This window comes from Mesorhizobium sp. J18, from assembly GCF_007829525.1.
Taxonomy (GTDB): Bacteria; Pseudomonadota; Alphaproteobacteria; order Rhizobiales; family Rhizobiaceae; genus VLJP01.
Genome location: NZ_VLJP01000003.1, coordinates 37,391 through 56,204, shown reverse-complemented (window position 1 = coordinate 56,204; position 18,814 = coordinate 37,391). Strand labels below are relative to the sequence as shown.

Annotated in this window: 20 protein-coding genes; 7 read left to right on the top strand and 13 right to left on the bottom strand. The window is 61.1% G+C overall.

Annotation, left to right across the window (positions count from 1 at the left end; genetic code table 11):
• Positions 1–15: 15 nt before the first annotated feature.
• Entirely contained in the window at positions 16–1,185 is a 1,170-nt protein-coding gene (locus tag L598_RS02245; RefSeq protein ID WP_144859779.1) for a pyridoxal phosphate-dependent aminotransferase, read from the bottom strand.
• Positions 1,186–1,251: 66 nt separating this feature from the next.
• Between L598_RS02245 and L598_RS02240 the strand changes: the two genes are divergently transcribed.
• Genes L598_RS02240 through L598_RS02230 form a run of 3 tightly spaced genes read left to right on the top strand, consistent with a single transcriptional unit; the run spans position 1,252 to position 3,125 of the window.
• On the top strand, positions 1,252–1,944 hold the full coding sequence (locus L598_RS02240; protein WP_246658588.1) for a GNAT family protein: 693 nt from the start codon (positions 1,252–1,254) through the stop codon (positions 1,942–1,944).
• 7 nt (positions 1,945–1,951) lie between these two features.
• Positions 1,952–2,887 (top strand): cation diffusion facilitator family transporter, encoded by a 936-nt coding sequence (locus L598_RS02235; RefSeq protein ID WP_144859776.1) that lies wholly within the window; start codon positions 1,952–1,954, stop codon positions 2,885–2,887.
• A 49-nt stretch (positions 2,888–2,936) separates the two neighbouring features.
• Positions 2,937–3,125 carry a hypothetical protein gene (locus L598_RS02230; RefSeq protein ID WP_144859911.1) on the top strand — a complete coding sequence of 63 codons (189 nt, stop codon included), beginning with the start codon at positions 2,937–2,939 and terminating at the stop codon, positions 3,123–3,125.
• A 7-nt stretch (positions 3,126–3,132) separates the two neighbouring features.
• Here the strand turns inward: L598_RS02230 and L598_RS02225 are convergent, their stop codons facing one another.
• The 4 genes from L598_RS02225 to L598_RS02210 form a co-directional block, all read right to left on the bottom strand.
• Positions 3,133–4,239 (bottom strand): nickel/cobalt transporter, encoded by a 1,107-nt coding sequence (locus L598_RS02225; RefSeq protein WP_144859773.1) that lies wholly within the window; start codon positions 4,237–4,239, stop codon positions 3,133–3,135.
• 4 nt (positions 4,240–4,243) lie between these two features.
• The gene (locus L598_RS02220; RefSeq protein ID WP_144859770.1) at positions 4,244–4,909 is read right to left on the bottom strand and encodes a DUF1007 family protein; all 666 of its coding nucleotides are present in this window, start codon (positions 4,907–4,909) and stop codon (positions 4,244–4,246) included.
• 73 nt (positions 4,910–4,982) lie between these two features.
• The gene (locus tag L598_RS02215) at positions 4,983–5,882 is read right to left on the bottom strand and encodes a LysR family transcriptional regulator (RefSeq protein WP_144859767.1); all 900 of its coding nucleotides are present in this window, start codon (positions 5,880–5,882) and stop codon (positions 4,983–4,985) included.
• A 1-nt stretch (position 5,883) separates the two neighbouring features.
• Entirely contained in the window at positions 5,884–7,179 is a 1,296-nt protein-coding gene (locus L598_RS02210; RefSeq protein WP_144859764.1) for an amidase family protein, read from the bottom strand.
• 555 nt (positions 7,180–7,734) lie between these two features.
• Here L598_RS02210 and odc2 point away from each other — a divergent pair.
• Positions 7,735–8,868, top strand: a complete 1,134-nt coding sequence (gene odc2 / locus L598_RS02205; RefSeq protein ID WP_144859761.1) for an ornithine/lysine decarboxylase — start codon at positions 7,735–7,737, stop codon at positions 8,866–8,868.
• A gap of 159 nt (positions 8,869–9,027) precedes the next feature.
• Positions 9,028–9,534 (top strand): N-acetyltransferase, encoded by a 507-nt coding sequence (locus L598_RS02200; RefSeq protein ID WP_246658594.1) that lies wholly within the window; start codon positions 9,028–9,030, stop codon positions 9,532–9,534.
• Between the two features lie 78 nt (positions 9,535–9,612).
• On the opposite strand, the gene L598_RS02195 is transcribed toward L598_RS02200, so the two are convergent.
• The 8 genes from L598_RS02195 to L598_RS02160 form a co-directional block, all read right to left on the bottom strand.
• The gene (locus tag L598_RS02195; RefSeq protein WP_144859755.1) at positions 9,613–9,894 is read right to left on the bottom strand and encodes an SCP2 sterol-binding domain-containing protein; all 282 of its coding nucleotides are present in this window, start codon (positions 9,892–9,894) and stop codon (positions 9,613–9,615) included.
• Positions 9,895–10,046: 152 nt separating this feature from the next.
• Positions 10,047–10,772: a helix-turn-helix transcriptional regulator gene (locus tag L598_RS02190; protein ID WP_246658587.1), complete on the bottom strand. Its 726-nt coding sequence runs from the start codon at positions 10,770–10,772 to the stop codon at positions 10,047–10,049.
• 14 nt (positions 10,773–10,786) lie between these two features.
• A complete protein-coding gene (locus L598_RS02185) occupies positions 10,787–11,404 on the bottom strand; it encodes a LuxR C-terminal-related transcriptional regulator (protein ID WP_186444907.1) in 618 nt (205 codons plus the stop codon).
• A 437-nt stretch (positions 11,405–11,841) separates the two neighbouring features.
• A complete protein-coding gene (locus L598_RS02180; RefSeq protein WP_144859749.1) occupies positions 11,842–12,843 on the bottom strand; it encodes an ABC transporter ATP-binding protein in 1,002 nt (333 codons plus the stop codon).
• Positions 12,844–12,886: 43 nt separating this feature from the next.
• Positions 12,887–13,726, bottom strand: a complete 840-nt coding sequence (locus tag L598_RS02175; protein ID WP_144859746.1) for a carbohydrate ABC transporter permease — start codon at positions 13,724–13,726, stop codon at positions 12,887–12,889.
• 7 nt (positions 13,727–13,733) lie between these two features.
• On the bottom strand, positions 13,734–14,654 hold the full coding sequence (locus L598_RS02170) for a sugar ABC transporter permease (RefSeq protein WP_144859743.1): 921 nt from the start codon (positions 14,652–14,654) through the stop codon (positions 13,734–13,736).
• Positions 14,655–14,725: 71 nt separating this feature from the next.
• The gene (locus L598_RS02165) at positions 14,726–15,988 is read right to left on the bottom strand and encodes an ABC transporter substrate-binding protein (protein ID WP_144859741.1); all 1,263 of its coding nucleotides are present in this window, start codon (positions 15,986–15,988) and stop codon (positions 14,726–14,728) included.
• Positions 15,985–16,935, bottom strand: coding sequence for an N-acetylmuramic acid 6-phosphate etherase (locus tag L598_RS02160; protein ID WP_144859738.1), 951 nt, complete (start codon positions 16,933–16,935; stop codon positions 15,985–15,987). Before L598_RS02160 ends, L598_RS02165 begins: the two co-directional genes overlap by 4 nt.
• 205 nt (positions 16,936–17,140) lie before the next feature.
• Here L598_RS02160 and L598_RS02155 point away from each other — a divergent pair, with 205 nt between their 5' ends.
• On the top strand, positions 17,141–18,028 hold the full coding sequence (locus L598_RS02155) for a BadF/BadG/BcrA/BcrD ATPase family protein (RefSeq protein ID WP_144859735.1): 888 nt from the start codon (positions 17,141–17,143) through the stop codon (positions 18,026–18,028).
• Complete coding sequence (locus L598_RS02150) at positions 18,021–18,806, top strand: GntR family transcriptional regulator (RefSeq protein ID WP_144859732.1); 786 nt, start codon at positions 18,021–18,023, stop codon at positions 18,804–18,806. The genes L598_RS02155 and L598_RS02150 overlap by 8 nt, the downstream gene beginning before the upstream one ends.
• Positions 18,807–18,814 lie beyond the last annotated feature (8 nt).

The window sequence follows — 18,814 nt, the reverse complement described above, 5'->3', positions numbered from 1 at the left end:
AAATCCCGGCCCGTGTCAGCGCGCGAGGAAATCGCCGATGCGCTCGATCGCGCGCAGGATATTCTCCTCCGAATTGGCATAGGAAAGGCGCACATAGCCCTCACCGAGAACGCCGAAATCAGGCCCGCCGATAAGCGCCACGCCAGCCTCCTCGAGCAGGGCCGAAGCGAGCTTCTTGGCCTTCCAGCCGGTCCCGGTGATGTTCGGGAAGGCATAGAAGGCGCCCTTAGGCGTCCGGCAGCTTATGCCGGGCAGGCTGTTCAGCCCCTCGACCGCGACCCGACGACGCCGGTCGAAGGCGCGCATCATCTTCTCGACGTCGTCCTGCGGCCCATCGATGGCGGCAATGCCGGCATATTGGGCTGGAGCATTGACGCAGGACCAGCAATTGACCGCAAGCTTGCGGATCTTGTCGTAAAGTCCATCAGGCCAGATCGACCAGCCCAGTCGCCAGCCGGTCATGGCCCAGGTCTTCGACCATCCGTTTAGCACGACCAGGCGGTCGCGGATCTCGGGAAAGCGGAGCAGGGAGCATGCCTCCTCGCCGTCATAGGTCATGACGTCATAGATTTCGTCGGAGAGGATCGCGACCTGCGGATGCTTTTCCAGCCCCTTGACGAGCTTCTCGATCTCCTCCCGCGGAGTGACTCCGCCGGTGGGATTGGCCGGCGAATTCAGGATCAACAGCCGGGTCTTCGGCGTGATCAACGCCAGAGTCTCATCGGCCGAGAAGGCGAAGCCGTTCTCTTCGCGGATGGGCACCGGGACAGGCTTGGCGCCGGTGAATTCGATCATGGAGCGGTAGATCGGGAAGCCGGGGTCGGGATAGAGGATTTCCGTTCCGGGCTCGCCGAACATGACGATCGCGCCATACATGGTCGGTTTGCCGCCGGGCAGGATCATGATGTTCTCCGGCGAGACCTCGACTCCCGTTATCGCCAGCGTGCGGCGCGCCACCGCCTCGCGGCAGGCGAGGATGCCGGTTGCCGGCGTATAGCCGTGATGGCCGTCGCGCAGTGCCTTCACGGCAGCTTCGACAATATGCTCCGGCGTCCGGAAATCCGGCTGGCCGATGCCGAGATTGATGATGTCGCGGCCCTGATGGCTGAGTTCCGTCGCCCGCGCCAATACGGCAAAGGCATTTTCCTCGCCGATGCGGTCGAAGGCGGCAACTGTTTGGAGCATAGTCGTGACCTATCTGGTTCTTTCCTCAAATCACTGCTTTTGTGAGCTTCGGAGGGAAAATGTCAAATGGGGATGAATGTGCCGCAGGATTTGAAGAACTGGACGCCGCGCCCACGCCCGTCGCGCATCGCAATGGAGGGCAGATATGTGCGGCTGGAGCCGCTCGACCCGGAAAAGCATGGGGACGGGCTGTTCGCCGCCTCCAGCATCGACGATGCCGATGGCCGCTTCCGCTGGCTTGGCGAATMCCCGCCGGAAAGCCGTGCCGCCTTTCAGCCCTGGCTGGAGAAAGCGGCGGCAAGCGAGGACCCGCTTTATTTCACCGTCATGGACAAGGCGACCGGCAGGATCGCCGGCCGCCAGACATTCATGCGCATCGATCCGGCCCATGGGGTGATCGAGATTGGCAACATCTATTGGGGGCCGCTGATCTCCCGAAGGCCGGCCGCGACGGAGGCGCTCTACCTCTTTGCCCGACACGCCTTCGATGAGCTCGGCTACCGGCGTTTCGAATGGAAATGCAACAACCGCAACGAACCCTCCAAGCGTGCGGCCCTGCGCTTCGGTTTCCAGTTTGAAGGCATTTTCCGCCAACATATGATCGTCAAGGGCGAAAACCGCGACACGGCGTGGTATTCCATACTGGACGGCGAGTGGCCAGCGGTCCGGCATGCCCTTGAAGCCTGGCTCGATCCCTCCAATTTCAGACAGGACGGACAGCAGAGGGCGCGGCTGGAGGACATACGCAACGCCGGCTAGGAGTGAGATGAACGGCGCTCACGCACATGACCATGGAGCAGGGCACGGCCACGCCGGCGAGGTTTCCGACAAACGCCGGGTGCTGATCGCAGCCTGTCTGACAGGTGGTTTCATGGTTGCGGAGGTGCTGGGCGGTCTTTTGACCGGATCACTGGCGCTGCTGGCCGATGCAGGTCATATGTTCACCGACTCCGTTGCATTGGGCTTCGCATGGTATGCCTTTCATCTCGGCGAACGGCCGGCTACCGGACGGCATACCTACGGCTTCGCGCGGGTAAAGACCCTTGTGGCCTACACGAACGGCATTGCGATTTTCGTCATTGCCGTCTGGATAGTTTATGAAGCTTGGCAGCGCTTCATGCAGCCGCCGCCGGTGCTCGGAGGGCCGATGCTGATGGTCGCAAGCGCCGGCCTGCTGGTGAACATAGCGGGCTTCCTGGTTTTGCATGGCGGCGATCGGGAGAGCCTCAACATGCGCGGTGCGCTTCTGCATGTGATGGGAGATATTCTCGGGTCCCTGGCAGCGATCGTGGCGGCTGTCGTCATTCTGATGACCGGCTGGTTCCCCATAGACCCAATACTGTCGGTATTGGTTGCGGTGCTCATCCTGGCAACCGCCTGGCGGTTGATGCGGGATGCCGCGCACTTGCTGCTGGAGGGCGTGCCGTCGAAGCTCGACCGGGATCGCATCTCAGCCGATATCGAGGACAGCTTCCCGGAAGTGGAGGAAGTGCATCATGTGCATGTCTGGTCGCTCGACGGCAAGCGCCATATGGCGACGCTGCATGTCTGCCTGAAGGACGGCGCCGATGCGCCTGCCGCCATACGCGCCATCAAGCGGAGGCTGGCGGCGGAGCATGGGATCGACCATGCAACCGTGGAGCCGGAATTCGGGCGCTGTGCCGATCGTCAACACGATCATGCCGCTGCGGTCGAGCGATAAGGCGAAAATGTCGCGGGACCGCTTGGCCGCACATGGCTATGAGGGAGACATGGAAAATCGCAGCACTCTGATCGCAGCGGCGATCATTTTCGTCGGCTTCGGCCTTATGGCCTATTTCATGCCCACCATCATGCTTGCCGTAGGGGAAATGTCGCCGGTCGCGGCGGGTGCGCTGGCGGTGCTGTTCGTCGGCGGATTTTTCCTCGTCTTCTGGCTGCGCGGCCGCAGCCGGCGATAGCCAAAATTTACGCAGACAGGCTCGCCGCCAACAGGGCCAGGCCCAGCAGGAAGACCATCAGCGCACCTCCGATCTCGATCACTGAATGGACGCGCGAGCCGAGGCTCCCGCCGCCCGCGATGGCCACGGCCCAGTTCTTCGCCGTCACGGCCAGTGTGGCCAGGGCGGATACGGTGATGGCAGTGCCGAGGGCCATGGCGAAGACCGATACAATTCCGCCGAGCCACAAACTGTTGAGGAAGGCGAAGGTCAGCACGATCAGTGCGCCGGAGCAGGGGCGTATGCCGACGGCCGCGATCGCGGACCAGGCGGTCTTCCAGTCGAACCGGTCGCTGGATAGGGCCGAAGGGTCCGGCGCATGCGAATGGCCGCAGGTGGCGCAGACTTCGCCGGGGCCATGGTGATGGTGGTCATGCACATGATGATGGTTGCCATGATCGTGATGATGCCCGTCATGGGTATGGTGGTGATGGGTATGGTCATGATGGGCATGACCATGTGTTGCCTGTTCGCCGGCATAGGCGGCTGACAGGCTGTGCAGGGGTGCCGAGATTTCGGGCTGGCGCCGCAGGAGCGGCCTGAGCTTGCGCCAGAGAAGCCATGCGCCGAAAGCGGCAATCAGGCCAAAACTCACAGTCTCGAGGAACCATGTGGCATTGGTCATGGAGATCGACGTGCCGCGCAGAAGGAGGAAGACCACTGTCATCAGCACGATGGCTGTGACGGCCTGCAGCATGGCCGAAACGAAGGAAAGCAGCACGCCGCGCCGGAGCGCGACTTCGTTCGCCAGCATGTAGGAAGAGATCACCGCCTTGCCGTGACCCGGGCCGGCAGCGTGGAAAACACCGTAGGCAAAGGAAAGACCGACCAGCAGCCAGAGATTGCTGCCGTCCTCGCGCATTGCCTTCAACGCACCGGTCAGGGCCCGGTAGAAGTTCTGCTGATGGACATTGATCCATTGCAGGATGCCGGCGAGGGGGCCGGTCGGAGTGATCGCCGGTTCGGCAACGCCGATGCCGAGCGAACTTTGTGCATGCGCATGGGAAAGGATGCGCACGAAGACGATTGCCGCAAGGAGAAATATCGCGGCAATCCGGAAGCTCCGCGATCTCATCTGGTCACCCCTTCCTGCTGCATTCTACTTCAAGGCGCGTGGCGAAGATCTTGCTGAGATCATTGCCGCTCGGATCGTTGAAGAAGGCTTCCGTCAAGCTGTCCTGATTCTGCGCTATCGCCTCATCCGGATCGGGCCGGATGACGCTCCGCCTGCATCCGTCCGGAAGGCCCTCCACAACCATATAGTTGTCTTCCACAAAATCGATTGCCGTGTAGAAGGTCGGGTCATAGACGCCGAAATCCACCGTCCCTTCCAGTTTCAGGGTGTCCCTGGGGCTGGATTCGAAAAGGATGATCAACTGATTGTCGGTGAAGTCGGCCATAAGCCGCTCCGGTGCCTGCATGGCAACATCCTTGCCGTTCAAGGTCACGAGCTGGAAATAGTTGAACTCGGCAAGAGAGGCATGGACGACGTTCGCGACCTCTTCGAGTTCCTCTGCGTCGAGATTCATGTCCTTGTTCTTGTCGAACTCGACCAGGACGGTGCTGGAGAAGAGATCGTCGAATCGCCAGACATGACGGAGTGCTTCGACTGTCCGGTCCGGTTTCACTGCGACATCGAGCCGTGCTTCGGCAAAGACATGCGGATGAGCAAGGCCGCAGGATGCGGAAGCGAAAAGAGCGAGCGTGGAACAGGTCGCAAAGACCAAGCTCTGAAATGTTTTCATGAAAGAGCGCCCGTCCAAATCAATGATGATCCTATCGGCGACAAAGCCGGCGAAAATGGGACCTCGAAACGTGTCAGCTTGTCCCGTTCTGCTTGAACCATTGTGCCAGGAAATCGACGAGGACGCGAACCTTGGCGGGGAGGTAGCGCCGGTGCGGATAGATGGCGAAGATTCCGGAGCCGCCCCGGATATAATCTTCCAGGACCTGGACAAGGCTCCCTTTCGCAACTTCAGGCGCGGCAATGAAATCCGGAATTACCGCAAATCCCAGCCCGGAAACCGCAGCAGCGCGAACCGCAAGAGGACTGTTCACCTCGATCGGACCTGAAACGGTAATGCTGACTGCTTCCCCGTCGGTATCGGCGAAGGGCCAGTTGGAGCGCCAGCGTCCATTGGTGTCGATCACGCAGGGCAGGCCAGCCAGGTCCTGCGGCTTTTCCGGTCTGCCGTATTTCTCGATGAGTTCGGGCGAGGCGAAGACGCCGAGCGAAAAAGGCGCCAGGCGGCGTGCTATCAGAGAGGAATCCTCGAGCCGTGTCACGCGGATTGCCAGATCGAAGCCTTCCTCGACCAGATCGACAAAGCGGTCGTCGAGTGCGATGTCGAGCACGATGTCGGGATAGGCCAGGGCGAAATCGATCAGGGATTGGCCGATCGGCGCGTCTGCGAAGGTGCGCGGCGCGGAAAGCTTGATACGTCCCTTCACGTCCCCGGAGGATTCGCGCACCGCCTCGGCGAGGCTGTCGATCTCGCGAATGAGCTCGGATGCGCGTTTGTAATAAGTGTGACCGGCTTCGGTGAGGGAAAACTGGCGCGTCGTCCGGTTGAGAAGCAGAGCGCCGAGCTCGTCCTCCAGCTCGCGAACATATTTCGACAGAAGCGCCTTGGACCGACCGATCTTGCGCGCAGCGGCGGAAAAACCTTCGGCTTCCACGACATCGACAAAGGCGCGCATGCGCGTCAGCGTGTCCATGCTATGCCTCTTCCTCCAGGATTCGGCGCGCAAGCCGTATCAGGGCCATGTCGGAATTCTTCGGCCCCAGCAGGGATATTCCGAAAGGCGCGCCATCTACGCGACCAAGCGGCAGGCTTATCTGAGGAAAGCCGGAAAGCCCTGACAGGCAGAGCAGCCGCAAAGCGCGTTCGCGATAGGCGAGGAACTCTTCGGCAGAGAAATTCTTGAGCGGTGCCGCACCCGGCATAGTCGGCAGGACCAGGAGGCCATCCTCGCTGAGGCGGTCTGCCAATTCGCCGCGCAAGGCGTTCCGCTTCTTTGTCTCTTCGGTCGCGACTTCGCAGCCGAGCGTGGAGCCAAATTCGAAGCGTTGCCGAACGCCGGGGTCGAGTTCACGGTCGCCCGCCGAAATCCACGGGCCATGAACGGCCCACGCCTCATAGGCCTGTATTTTGCGGAAGGTCCAGTAGAGATCGTCCATGGATGTGGACAAGGCCGGTGCGGGTTCCGGCGCTCCTGCCACATTGGCGACGAGCGTCAGCATCCGGCGATATTCGGCTGCTTCGGCATCCCCCAATACGAGTTCGTCAAGCGCGGCAAGACGGAAAGGGCGTATTTTACCTTCCACCTTGAGGACAGGGTGGCCCGCAGGGCCGGGTAGGGATGATGGATGCGGCACGTCATCTCCGTCCCCACCCCGTCCACCTTCGCCGATTGACCCTCTTCGCAAGGGGGAGGATGGGGAGCCGAGCAATACCTCCGCCACCCGCTCATAAGTCTCGATGTCCTTGGCGAACCAGCCGAAGGTGTCGAGGCTCGGCGCCAGCGGCATGGCCCCTTTCAGGGAAATCCGGCCATGGGTGGTCCGCAGGCCGATCAGACCGCAGAAGCTCGCAGGGCCGCGAATCGACCCGCCTGTGTCGGAACCGGCCGCGATGTCGCAAAGTTTCCCCGCCACCGCGGCAGCCGATCCCGAGGACGAACCGCCGGTGACCCGGTCGGGTGCTGCCGGGTTGACCGGATGCGGATAGTGGATGTTCTGCCCCATCAGGGAGAAGGTCAGCTCGTCGGTCTGTGTCTTGCCGACGAATCGCGCCCCGGAATCGAGCAGAGCTTGTATGGGAGGCGCCGTTTCCGTCGCGACCGGCTGCTCCGCATGGCGCTGCGGATTACCGCCCCCGGTCCGGTAGCCGGCCACGTCGAAAATATCCTTCACGCCCAGGCTAAGCCCGGCGAACGGGCCTTCGGAAGCCGAGGCGACAGGAATTTCTGGGTAGTCGAGGAAGGCGTTCAGCCTGTCTTTTGTGCTAGTCATTGTTCTATTCTTTGAAACGGTTTTCGCAGAGTTGTTCAGCAAGGATTTTTTTTCAACCCGGTGATGATTTTCCGTTGATTGTGACAGGCGGCGCGCATATATCGCGCCTGCCCAAAGTCGCACGTGCCTGTGGGTGTCCGCCGCCCCTCTAGATGGTGAGGGAGCCGGTAAGGTACCTGGAACTAACCCCTCCAGTCGATTTCGCGGCCAACCGCAAAATCGAGGACATCTTGAAGCAACGACGGTGCGGGCCTTTCTGGTGTCTGCCGGTTGTCCAAAAACCGGGGTTACTGAAGAGGCACACCTTCATTGCCGGCAGTGCGGAACGGGCTCTCCCAATCCAAAGCTGAGGCAGACAAAGCGAGCATTCGCTGCAAGGCGGAAGCTCATCGCCGCGTGATACGCGTTTCATGGTCCGGCAAGTCCACCGGCTGGATTCGTGCAGCGTCGCATCGCGTCCTTTGTCCACCGCGGGATCGTGGCCGTGCGCCGAAATCCCGCCGCCTGAGATGAAGCGGCCATCTGACTTTCAAGGGGCCGCATTGGGAGAAGCCAATGGCCACGCAGCGCATTCTCGATTTCCTTGCCACCCGACGTCCTAACGGCCCTTGCCTTGTCGTCGATCTCGACGTCGTGCGGGACAATTTCCATGCCTTTGAAAAGGCGCTGCCGGATTCCAGGATCTACTATGCCGTGAAGGCAAATCCGGCGCCGGAGATTCTGCGCCTCTTGGCCTCGCTCGGCTCGTCCTTCGACACTGCCTCGGTGGCCGAAATCGAAATGGCCATGGATGCAGGCGCCACCCCCGACCGCATCTCCTTCGGCAACACGATCAAGAAGGAACGCGACGTCGCGCGTGCCTATGAGCTTGGCATCCGTCTCTTCGCCGTCGATTGCGTGGAAGAGGTGGAGAAGATTGCCCGCGCTGCGCCCGGCGCACGGGTTTTCTGCCGCGTTCTGACCGATGGGGAGGGCGCAGAATGGCCGCTGTCGCGCAAGTTCGGCTGTGTGCCGGCTATGGCGATCGACGTGCTTCGCTACGCCAAGAAGCTCGGCCTCGATGCCTATGGCGTTTCCTTCCATGTCGGTTCGCAGCAGACGGATCTGTCGGCCTGGGATCGCGCGCTGGAGGATGCCAAGCATGTTTTCGCCACGCTGGCCGAGGAAGGCATTACGCTCCGAATGGTCAATATGGGCGGCGGCTTCCCGACCCGGTATCTCAAGGATGTGCCGGCGGCACAGGCTTACGGGCAGGCGATCTTCGAGGCGCTTCGCAAGCATTTCGGCAACCGCATTCCGGAGACGATCATCGAGCCGGGGCGCGGCATGGTGGGCAATGCCGGCGTCATAAAGTCGGAAGTCGTGCTGATCTCGAAAAAGGCCGACAATGACAATGTGCGCTGGGTCTATCTCGACATCGGCAAGTTCGGCGGTCTCGCCGAAACCATGGACGAGGCCATCCGCTACCCGATCGTCACCCCGCATGACGGTGATGCGGTGGCCCCTTGCGTGCTGGCCGGCCCGACCTGCGATTCGGCGGACGTCATGTATGAAAAGACGCCGTACGCTCTGCCGCTGTCGCTGACCATCGGGGACGAAGTCCTGATCGAGGGTACGGGCGCCTATACGACCACCTATGCCTCGGTTGCCTTCAATGGCTTCGAACCCCTCCGATCCTACGTGATCTGAGCGGCCGCCAGGCTGCTCGGATCGACTGGCTACGGCGTTTTCCGCCCGTGCCGGTCCGCTTGTGGACGGGTTTTCCGCTTGTGAAGGATTGGAACGATGGAAGAACGCGCTGAAGAATTTGGCCAGGTGACACGGTTCACAATTGCGCGTGAGGTGCCGATGGACGCGGCTGCCCGCGAAGCACTGCTCGACCGCGCGATGGGCAGGAACTGCAAAAGGAAGTCCTCGGAGAAGCTGCGGCGCGGCCGCATGCCCTCCGAAGGCCTCTCCTTTGTCGTACGTGATGATGCCGGAACGCTGGTGGCGACGGTTCGGCTGTGGGACATCACGGCTGGTGAGGATGGTCCCAAGTCTCTGCTTCTCGGGCCGCTTGCCGTGGAACCTTCCCTCAAGGGCGCCGGTATCGGATCGGCCCTGATGCGGCACGCGATCGCCGAAGCCAGGCGTCTTGGCCACAAGGCGGTCCTGCTTGTCGGCGACGCGCCATATTATGCGCGTTTTGGCTTCTCCGCCGAGAGGACCCGCAGGCTTGCCATGCCCGGTCCCTATGAGAGGGAAAGGTTTCTGGCATTAGAACTCGAGGACGGCGCGCTCGACGGAGCGGCGGGGGTCCTCAAGGCGAGCGGACGAAAAGTTCCCGCTGCCTCTACGTCGCTCGCGGCTTGAACCGAAGCTCATTGCGACGGAAAACGCCCGGCAGCGGGGGCTGCCGGGCGTTGTCATTTGCGGAGCTTTCCGATCCGATCATATGATCTGGCTGAGCGACATGGCCACCGACATGTCGCCTTCGACCTTCAGCTTGCCTTGCATGAAAGCCGAGGTCGGGCTCAATTCGCCTGCCAGCATGGATTCAAGATCATCTTTCGAAAGCGTGATGGTGCAGTCTGCCGGTGCGTCCTCGGTCGAAACGGTGTTGCCGTCGATGACGATAACGCCGTCGCTGCCGCAATCGAACTTGACCGATTTGTCGAAGCCCGAACCCGTTACGCGGTCACGCATTTTGCCGGCGATAGCATCAAGTCCCATGGAAAACCTCTCCTGATGAGACGGCCTGGAGAAACTGTTCCCGCCGCTCGTTAGCCCCTTCGAAGCCATTAGTTACACAGATCTATGACAGTTGCACATAGTAACCTATTGACGTTTACGTCAATGTCTTGAAGCCGGATCCGCAATCTCTCCTAGTCGATCAATCCGGCCCGGAGTGCTTTGGCGACCGCGTGAACGCGGTTGACGGCGTTCAGCTTGTGCGCAGTGTTCGCGAGATACTGGTTGGCGGTATGGATGGAAAGATGCAGCTTCCGGGCAATCTCGCCGCTTGTTAGTCCATTCGCCGTCAGTCTCAGGCATTCGAGTTCGCGGCGGGAAATGGATGTCTTTCCCTTCTGTTGCTCCAGTATCAATCTGTTCAGGGCGGCGAAAAGGGAATGACAGCATAGATGGGCGTCCAGCATTTCATCAGCCCCAAGCGAGATCGTATTCCCGGTGAAAGCGACTATTCCCTGCCGGCCCCGTTCGGTGACGACGGAAAAAGCAATGCCGGTCGTCGGCTCGGAGGCTTTTGCTTTTTCCGTCCGTGCGTCCCTCCTGCTCCGGACGCGGCGCCCACTTTCGGCATTCCATGCAACGATACCAATGCCTGCCGTCGGAGACTGCCGGTAGCGATGCAGGAGAGTCGCTGCAAGGTTGCGGGTGACATCGGACAATGCGGGATAGTCCTGGTCCATGCAGGGGAGGATCTGGGCATGTTCGCGGCTTGCCGCAAGCGTGAAGACATGGAAGCCGGTTGCTCCGATTTCCGCCGCCAGATGCCGAAACCCGTCGGCTATCCGCGGCTTGTCCAGACTGGATGCGCTTCCGGCAAAGGACAATGCCAGCGGAGAGGACGCGTTGTTGTTTGAATTCACGCTCCCGTCCTCTCTCAGATGAAACCGCGGCGGATCGCGGTTGCGATCGCCATGGCACGGTTGCTGGCTGCAAGCTTCTGGATGGCATGCGCCACATAGCTGTTGACGGTGTTGGCGGAGATTTCGAGGATCAGAGCCACTTCCTCGGCCGTCTTGCCCTCCGAAACCCAGAACAGGCATTCACGTTCGCGTGCCGACAGCGGAGCATCCCGGCCCGCGGCCTGTCCGTTCTCGAAATGCGACAGGACATAGCAGCAGGCCATGTGCACGCGTCGCAGCACATTCGTATTGATCCGTCCTGGCGCACCTGCGGAGAAAATCACCGTATAACGTCGGCCGCCTGCTGCAAGTGTGAGGCTGAACAGTTCCTGCTGACCGTATCCGGCGAGGATGGCTATCTCCTTGCATTCCAGCAGCTTCGCGAAAGTCTGCGGATGCCAGGGACGCGGGCTTGTGCCGAGGAAGGTCCCCCCGGTTCCCTCGGCCATTTTAGCCAGCCCGTCGCTGCCGACGGCCAGCACGGCGTCATAGGGCCAGTTGGAAACCACGACCTGCGTCATGGCGTTCGGTTCCGCCGCTGCGTCGAGCAGCATGTAGAAAGAAGCCCCGGCGGCACCGCAGAACCGTCGCATGAATGCTGCCAGCTCCTGCCTGCCTATCTTCTTAGGAAGGGTTTTTATGACTCGCGACTGGCGTACTGCTGTCGGCATCGTGTCTGACGGGCCTCACCCGGTCTGTGATTGCTTGGTTTGCGCGCCAGCCCCCGAAAGCGAACGCACAAGATCACACTCTGCCGGCCGCAGGCCAGAGTTGCCTGAACTTCGCAAAACTACGCAACAAAAGCGGCCGAAGTGACCACAGCCCCGTTCAATCGAAGCGCGCACGAATCTCCGCAAGGGGACATCACATCGTGTGGCACTTATTTCCTGAGACTGAACCTGACCCAAGTACCAAAGCTTAGGCAAGCAGCCGATTCAGGTCAAGGAACCTGGGAGATTACCGAAATAACATTACTGTCATCCTGTGGCTGCCGGACCACGATTCGGACGGCGTATGGCCGGTCATGTGTTCAGGTGCGCGCTTTGCCCGCCTCATCGAAACGGAACATGTGCTCCCTGCGAGGCGTGGCATGAAGGATGTCGTCGGGCGCGAATTTGTGTTCTCCAAAAAGGCGGACGGTCAGAAGACCGGCCTTCTCGGACTCCAGATAGAGGATCGTGTCGGCGCCGAGATGCTCCACATGCAGAACCTTGCCCTGCCACTCACCGGACGACGGATCGATGGTGATGTGCTCGGGACGGATGCCGATCGTGCCTTTGCCGCTTTCGCCAAGGCGCCCGGCCTCGATGAAATTCATCCTGGGCGAGCCAATGAAGCCGGCGACGAAGAGGTTTCCAGGGTGGTTGTAGAGCTCCATCGGCGAGCCGATTTGCTCGACGCGGCCCTGGTTCAGGATGACGATGCGGTCGGCCAGGGTCATGGCTTCCACCTGATCATGAGTAACATAGATCATGGTCGCCTTGAGGTCGCGATGGAGTTTGGCGATCTCCAGCCGCGTATTGACCCTCAATGCCGCATCGAGGTTCGACAGCGGCTCGTCGAACAGGAACAGCTTCGGATTGCGCACGATTGCTCGCCCGATCGCGACGCGTTGGCGCTGGCCGCCGGAAAGCTCCGCCGGTCGGCGCGTCAGATAGTCGTCCAGCCCGAGCATCTTGGAGGCGGTATCGACGCGCTGGCGGATTTCCGCTCTGGGGCTTCCGGCCTGCTTCAACCCGAGGCCCATATTGTCGCGCACGTTCAGATGCGGGTAGAGCGCATAGCTCTGGAACACCATGGCAATTCCGCGCTTGGCCGGCGGTACGGCGCTCACCTCCACGCCGTCGATCAGGACTTGCCCCTCCGTCGCGTCCTCCAGACCGGCGATGACGCGCAGCAAGGTCGATTTCCCACAGCCCGAAGGACCGACAAAGATGACGAATTCGCCATCTTCGACCTCCAGATCGATTCCTTTCAGCACCTCGACCTTGCCGAAGGATTTGCGGATGTTTTCGAGCTTCAGCGATCCCACTGCATACTCCGGCTTTTCGTTTGTACTGCCGCTTCGAAGTACCTCACTTCACCGCTCCTGCCGTGATCCCGCGGATGAGCTGGCGGGAGAAGATGAGATAGAGGACCAGAACCGGAATGATGGCCAATGACAGCGCTGACAGGACCGCGTTCCAGTTGGTGACGAACTGGCCAAGGAAGATCTGTGCGCCGAGGGTGACGGTTTTTGTTTGCTCCGCCGGCGCCAGAATCAGCGGAAACCAAAGATCGTTCCAGATCGGGATCATGGTGAAGACGGCCACCGTGGCCATAGCGGGCCGCACCAGCGGCAGCACGAGGCGGAAGAAGATGCGGTACTCCGAAAGTCCGTCCATGCGCCCGGCATTCTTCAGATCGTCGGACACCTGCCGCATGAATTCCGCCAGGATGAAAACCGCAAGCGGCAATCCTTGCGCCGTATAGACGAGGATCAGGGCCGTCCGCGTGTTCACCAGCCCGCTCGCCACCATGAGTTCCAGGATCGCCACCGTGCCGAGCCGGATTGGGATCATGATGCCGAGGGCGAGATAGAGCCCCATCAGTGTGTTGCCGCGAAAGCGGTATTCGGCCAGTGCAAATGCGGCCATGGCGCCGAAAATCAGCACCAGCGCCAGGGAAACGACGGTCACGATCAGGCTGTTCTGGAAATAGAGCAGGAAATTGCCCTGGTCGAGGACGGTCCTGTAGCCGATCAGGCTAAAGGTTTCTGAATCCGGCAAGGCCAGCGGCGTGCGGAAGATCGCCCGCCGCTCCTTGAAGGAATTGATGATGATGACGATGACCGGGAAGAGCGCGATCACCGTATAGAGGATCAGGATCGCATGAGCAGCGATCGAGCGGGAAAGGGATGAGGTGGCGCGACTCATGATCCCCTCAGAATTGATACCGGCGCAGACGCGTCTGGATGCCGAAGAGATAGAGGCACACGCCGGCCAGGATGATGAGGAACATCATCGAGGCGATGGCCGACCCCATATAGGGGTCGCCGATCTGGAGCTGGAAGCCGAAGAAGGTGCGGTAGAGGAAGGTGCCGAGGATATCCGTGGAGAAGTTCGGGCCGGCCATGGCCCCCTGCGCCGAGTAAATGAGATCAAAGGCATTGAAATTGCCGACGAAGGTCAGCACGGAAATGATGCCGATCGAGGGCAGGATCAGCGGCAGCTTGATCTTCCAGAACTGCGCGATGCCGGTGACTCCATCGCATTCGGCGGCCTCTATGATCTCATCCGGTATCGACAGCAGCGCGGCATAGATCAGCATCATCGGTATGCCGACGAACTGCCAGACCGAAATCAGGGCGAGCGTCGTCAGTGCATATTCCTCCTTGCCGAGCCACGGCTCGAACAGGCTCTTCAGGCCGACAAGGTCGAGCATGTCGGGTGCGATGCCCCAGAGCGGGCTGAGGATCAGCTTCCAGACGAAGCCGACGATGACGAAGGAAAGGATGGTCGGCACGAAGATCGCCGTCCGGTAGAACCCTCTCAACCTGAGCCTTGGATTGGAAAGAAGTGCCGCGAGCAGGATTCCGATCGGATTCTGAACCAGCATATGGATGATGAAGAACCAGGTATTGTTCCAGAGTGCGTTCCAGAAATTCGCCGACCAGCGCGGGTCTCCGAGCAGCGTGCGGAAATTCTCAAGTCCCGCGAAAACCTGACCATCCGGCGTGTTGCGGAACAGCGAGAGCTGCAGCGTGCCGAAAAGCGGCAGGATCATCACTGTGGTGTAGACCAGCACCGCCGGCGCCAGGAAAACGGCGATATGCCACCGGATCGGCTTTCGCGAGGCCGCCATCCTGTTTCCTTTGCAGCTTCGTGATAAAATCCGGGCCGCCGCAGTGGTGGCGGCCCGGATGGCGGATCAGATTATTTCTGCTGAGGCTCGTACCAGCTTTCCAGGCCCTTCTGCAGTTCGGCAGCGGCTTCCTCGGGAGTTTGAGTGCCGTTGATGACATTAGCCGATTTCACCCAGGTCTCGTTTTCGAGATTGGGCGTGCCACGTGACAGGATCTGATAGGTTGAGCGGATGGTGGATTCACATTTCTCGCGCCAGGCGACGAATTCCTGAGCCAGTGGATCCTCCATCTCGACGGGCGTCGAAGACAGGCTGAAGAAGCCGGGCAGGGCGTTGGCGTAGATGTCGGCAAATTCCGGCGAAGCCACCCAGGAGAGGAATGTCTTGGCCGCTTCCTGGTTGGGGCTCTTGGCGTTGAGGCCTATGCCGATATCCGTATGGTCGGATATGTAGCACTTGTCGCCGGCTGCTTTTACTGGCGGCGCGAACGCGCCCATCTCGAAATCGACCTGCGTGTTGAAGACCGAGATCTCCCAGGAGCCCGCCGGGAAGATCGCGGCGCGGCCGAGCGTGAAGAGGTTTTGGCTGTCGGGGTAGGACTGCGCCTCGAAGCCGTCGCCGAGATAGTCTTTCCATCTGGCGAGTGTGGCGAAGGGCTCAACCCATTGCGGATCGGTCAGCTTCTGCTCGCCCTTGATCAGCGCCTGCCGTCCTTCCTCGCCCTTCCAGTAGTTCGGGCCGATATTCTGATAGCCCATGGTGGCGGCTTCCCACAGGTCCTTCGTCCCCATGGCCATCGGGATGTAGTTGCCGTCCTCCTTGATCTTGTCGAGGACGGCGAAGAATTCTTCCTCGGTCTCCGGCACTTCCAGGCCAAGTTCCTCGAAGGCGTCCTTATTGTAGATGAAGCCGTGGATCACCGAAGCCATCGGCACGCAGAAGGTTGCCGAGCCGTCATCGGTCGACCATGCAGACTTGGCGACATCGGAGAAGTTCTCCATGCCGGGAAGGTCGGTCAGGTCCGCGAGCTGTTTCTTGTTGTAAAGCTCAAGCGAAGCGTCAAAGGGCCGGCAGGTGATGAGGTCGCCGGCGGAACCCGCATCCAGCTTGGCGTTAAGCGCGGCATTGTATTCGGTCGGCGCGGACGGGGAAAAGACGATCTTGATGTCAGGATGCTTCTCCTGAAAGGCCGGGATCAGCTTCTCCTGCCAGATCGCCAGGTCGTCGTTACGCCAGCTCTCTATGGTGAGCGTGGTTTCCTGCGCCAGAGCCGACCCGGCCGCGCCGAGCACGGGCGAGGCCAGCAGCAGCGTCATGATGGATGCGCGTTTCATTTCTTTCTCCCTGTTTGCGGCGCTTCGAGCGCCGGGTAAACCGAATCCGTGTTCCCTTTGATCTTCGACAAGGCAGCGCGCAGGTACTGCCCCGCATTGTCAAGCATGTTCTCCGCCGCAGCCTTGTCACTGGCGCCGGCGGCAAGCAACACCGCAGACTTGATCGATCCGTCCGCTTTGTCGAGCCAAATTCCGGCATCTTCTGTGGAGCAGCCGGCGATCGCGGCGACGATGCGTACGGCACGGTCCCTCAGCTTCAGATTGTCGGCGCGCAGATTGACCATGTAGCCGTCATGCACATGGCCAAGCTGGATAGCCATGAGCGTCGACAAAAGATTAAGCGCGATCTTCTGCGCCGTGCCTGCGCCCATGCGCGTCGAGCCTGCCACCACTTCGGGCGGCGTTGGCAGCAGGACGGGGACATCCGCATAATCGAAGAGCGGAGCCGCTTCGTTGTTGGCGATGCCGATCGTGCGTGCGCCGGCAAGGCGCGCCGCTTCGAGAGCGGCCACCGCATAAGGCGTCGAACCGCTGGCGGTCGTCGCGATCACGCAGTCCTTCGGTATGGGTGAGAGAGTTACGACCTCCCGGCGGGCCAGTCCGCTGTCGTCTTCCGGGCCGCCGGTGAATTCCGTCAGACCGTCCATGCCGCCGGCAAAGAGTATAGCGATGCGGTCATGCGGAATGCCGAAGGTTCCCGGCAATTCGAGGGCGTCGGCCATGGCCATGAGACCGGAACTTCCGGCCCCGGCATAGATCAGACGGCCACCGGATGAGAGGCTTGCGGCGGCAAGCTCGGCGGCCTGTACAATAGCGGGCAGGGCATGCCTGACAGCCATTGCCGCCTCGATCTGTGCTTGCAACAGGATTTTCAGAATGTCATTCGGTGGACGGGCATCCAGTCCCGTTGCCTCGGCATGCATGCTTTCGGTCGTCCGCGCCGCCACGCTTTCCTCTCTTCCCATCCGGCTTATGATGCCAAAAAAAGACCACTTGTCCAGACAACGTTAACGATTTTCCTCTGTCGAATCTTCTAAATTCTGTATATCAACAATAAAATTAAATGTTTGAAGCAAATTTCCATATCGTAATGTCGGAAGCTCTTGGTTATTGGCGCTTAATTGGTATGATGTCCTCGCAAGGAGGATAGCCTTGGAATATCTGATCGCGATCGACGGCGGCGGCACGACCTGCCGCGCATTGCTGGCTGATGCCGGCGGGCGAGTGCTCGGTCGCGGACAGGGTGGCGCGGCCAACATCATGACCGATCCCGACGGCGCGCTCGCCAGCATCATCGCAGCGGCCGAAAGCGCCTGCGAGGCGGCGGGGATTTCGTCCGATATCCTCGCCGCTGCCGGTGCGGCCCTCGGCCTTGCCGGGGCGAATGTCGGCGGCAATGGCGAGCGCATGCGGGCGCGCCTGCCTTTCGCGAGGAGCATCGTCGTATCCGATGCGGTAATCGCCATGCACGGTGCGCTTGGAGCCCATGACGGCGTGGTCGCCATTCTCGGCACGGGCTCCGTATTCGTCGCGCGTGACAGGGGTAGTGTCCGCATGATCGGCGGCTGGGGATTCAAGGTAAGCGATCTTGCCAGCGGGGCGCGGCTCGGCCGTTCGCTCTTGGAGGAGACGCTGCTTGCCCATGACGGCGTCCGGGAAGGCTCAAGAATGACCGCCGAGACGCTGGCTCATTTCGACGGCAATCCCGACCGCATCGTGGAATTCGCACATTCGGCCCTTCCGCGGGACTACGGAACCTTTGCGCCGCGGATTTTCGCCGCTGCGGATGCGGGCGACAAGGTGGCTCTGCGCATCCTTGACGAGGCCGTGACGCAGATTTCGGAGGCGCTGGAGGCCATCATGCCTGCCGGCGGTGGGCGTCTCTGCCTGCTTGGGGGACTCGCCCCGCTTTACGAAGAGTGGCTGCGCCCGCGCTACGGGGTGATTCTCCACAAGCCACTTGGCGGCGCGCTCGACGGCGCGTTGCTGCTGGCCATGCAAAGCTTTTCTCTTGTCACCGGAGGCGGCAGCGATGGATGATGTCGTCTCGGGCATCTTCACGCGTAAGCCGGGAGAGGGCGCGCGGCAGGGTCCGCTCTATATCAGCCTGCGCCGCGATATCGAGCGCGCCATTGCGCAGGGAATCCTGAAGCCCGGCGATGCGCTGCCGGCCGAGCGCGAACTCGCGGCCATGGCGGACGTGTCCCGGGTGACCGTTCGCAGGGCTGTGCAGGATCTTGTGGCGACCGGCCTTCTGGTGCAACGGCACGGTTCCGGCACCTTCGTGGCACCGCACATCGAGCGCGTGGAACAGCCATTGTCAGTGCTAACATCGTTCACGGAGGATATGGCCCGGCGCGGCATGGCCGCGGATTCCTTATGGCTCGATCGGGGCATCTACGCTCCTTCACCGGACGAGATGGTGGTGCTCGGCCTGTCGGCGGAAGAATCGGTTTCGCGTGTCAGCCGCGTGCGCCTCGCCAACGGCACGCCACTCGCCATCGAGCGGGCAACCCTGTCGGCGCAGATCCTGCCGGAACCGGCCAAGGTGGGCGATTCGCTCTATGCCGCGCTCGCCAAGGTCGGCAACCGGCCGGTACGTGCCATCCAGAGGATTTCTGCCGCGCTTCTCGACGACGGAGATGCCGCGCTTCTCGGCGTGCCGCCGGGTTCGCCAAGCCTCAATATCGAGCGCATTTCCTATCTCTCCTCGGGGCGCGTGGTGGAATATACACGTTCGCGCTACCGGGCGGACGCCTATGACTTCGTCGCAGAATTGCGGCTTCGGGAACCTGAATCGACAGGAAGGACGTCTTGACCACCGAA

Excerpts from the sequence above, each read along its gene's own strand:
- L598_RS02245 (WP_144859779.1), bottom strand. The coding sequence starts at position 1,185 with ATGCTCCAAACAGTTGCCGCCTTCGACCGCATCGGCGAGGAAAATGCC.
- L598_RS02235 (WP_144859776.1), top strand. The coding sequence starts at position 1,952 with ATGAACGGCGCTCACGCACATGACCATGGAGCAGGGCACGGCCACGCC.
- L598_RS02230 (WP_144859911.1), top strand. The coding sequence starts at position 2,937 with ATGGAAAATCGCAGCACTCTGATCGCAGCGGCGATCATTTTCGTCGGC.
- L598_RS02225 (WP_144859773.1), bottom strand. The coding sequence starts at position 4,239 with ATGAGATCGCGGAGCTTCCGGATTGCCGCGATATTTCTCCTTGCGGCA.
- L598_RS02220 (WP_144859770.1), bottom strand. The coding sequence starts at position 4,909 with ATGAAAACATTTCAGAGCTTGGTCTTTGCGACCTGTTCCACGCTCGCT.
- L598_RS02215 (WP_144859767.1), bottom strand. The coding sequence starts at position 5,882 with ATGGACACGCTGACGCGCATGCGCGCCTTTGTCGATGTCGTGGAAGCC.
- L598_RS02210 (WP_144859764.1), bottom strand. The coding sequence starts at position 7,179 with ATGACTAGCACAAAAGACAGGCTGAACGCCTTCCTCGACTACCCAGAA.
- odc2 (WP_144859761.1), top strand. The coding sequence starts at position 7,735 with ATGGCCACGCAGCGCATTCTCGATTTCCTTGCCACCCGACGTCCTAAC.
- L598_RS02200 (WP_246658594.1), top strand. The coding sequence starts at position 9,028 with ATGGACGCGGCTGCCCGCGAAGCACTGCTCGACCGCGCGATGGGCAGG.
- L598_RS02195 (WP_144859755.1), bottom strand. The coding sequence starts at position 9,894 with ATGGGACTTGATGCTATCGCCGGCAAAATGCGTGACCGCGTAACGGGT.
- L598_RS02185 (WP_186444907.1), bottom strand. The coding sequence starts at position 11,404 with ATGCGACGGTTCTGCGGTGCCGCCGGGGCTTCTTTCTACATGCTGCTC.
- L598_RS02175 (WP_144859746.1), bottom strand. The coding sequence starts at position 13,726 with ATGAGTCGCGCCACCTCATCCCTTTCCCGCTCGATCGCTGCTCATGCG.
- L598_RS02170 (WP_144859743.1), bottom strand. The coding sequence starts at position 14,654 with ATGGCGGCCTCGCGAAAGCCGATCCGGTGGCATATCGCCGTTTTCCTG.
- L598_RS02165 (WP_144859741.1), bottom strand. The coding sequence starts at position 15,988 with ATGAAACGCGCATCCATCATGACGCTGCTGCTGGCCTCGCCCGTGCTC.
- L598_RS02150 (WP_144859732.1), top strand. The coding sequence starts at position 18,021 with ATGGATGATGTCGTCTCGGGCATCTTCACGCGTAAGCCGGGAGAGGGC.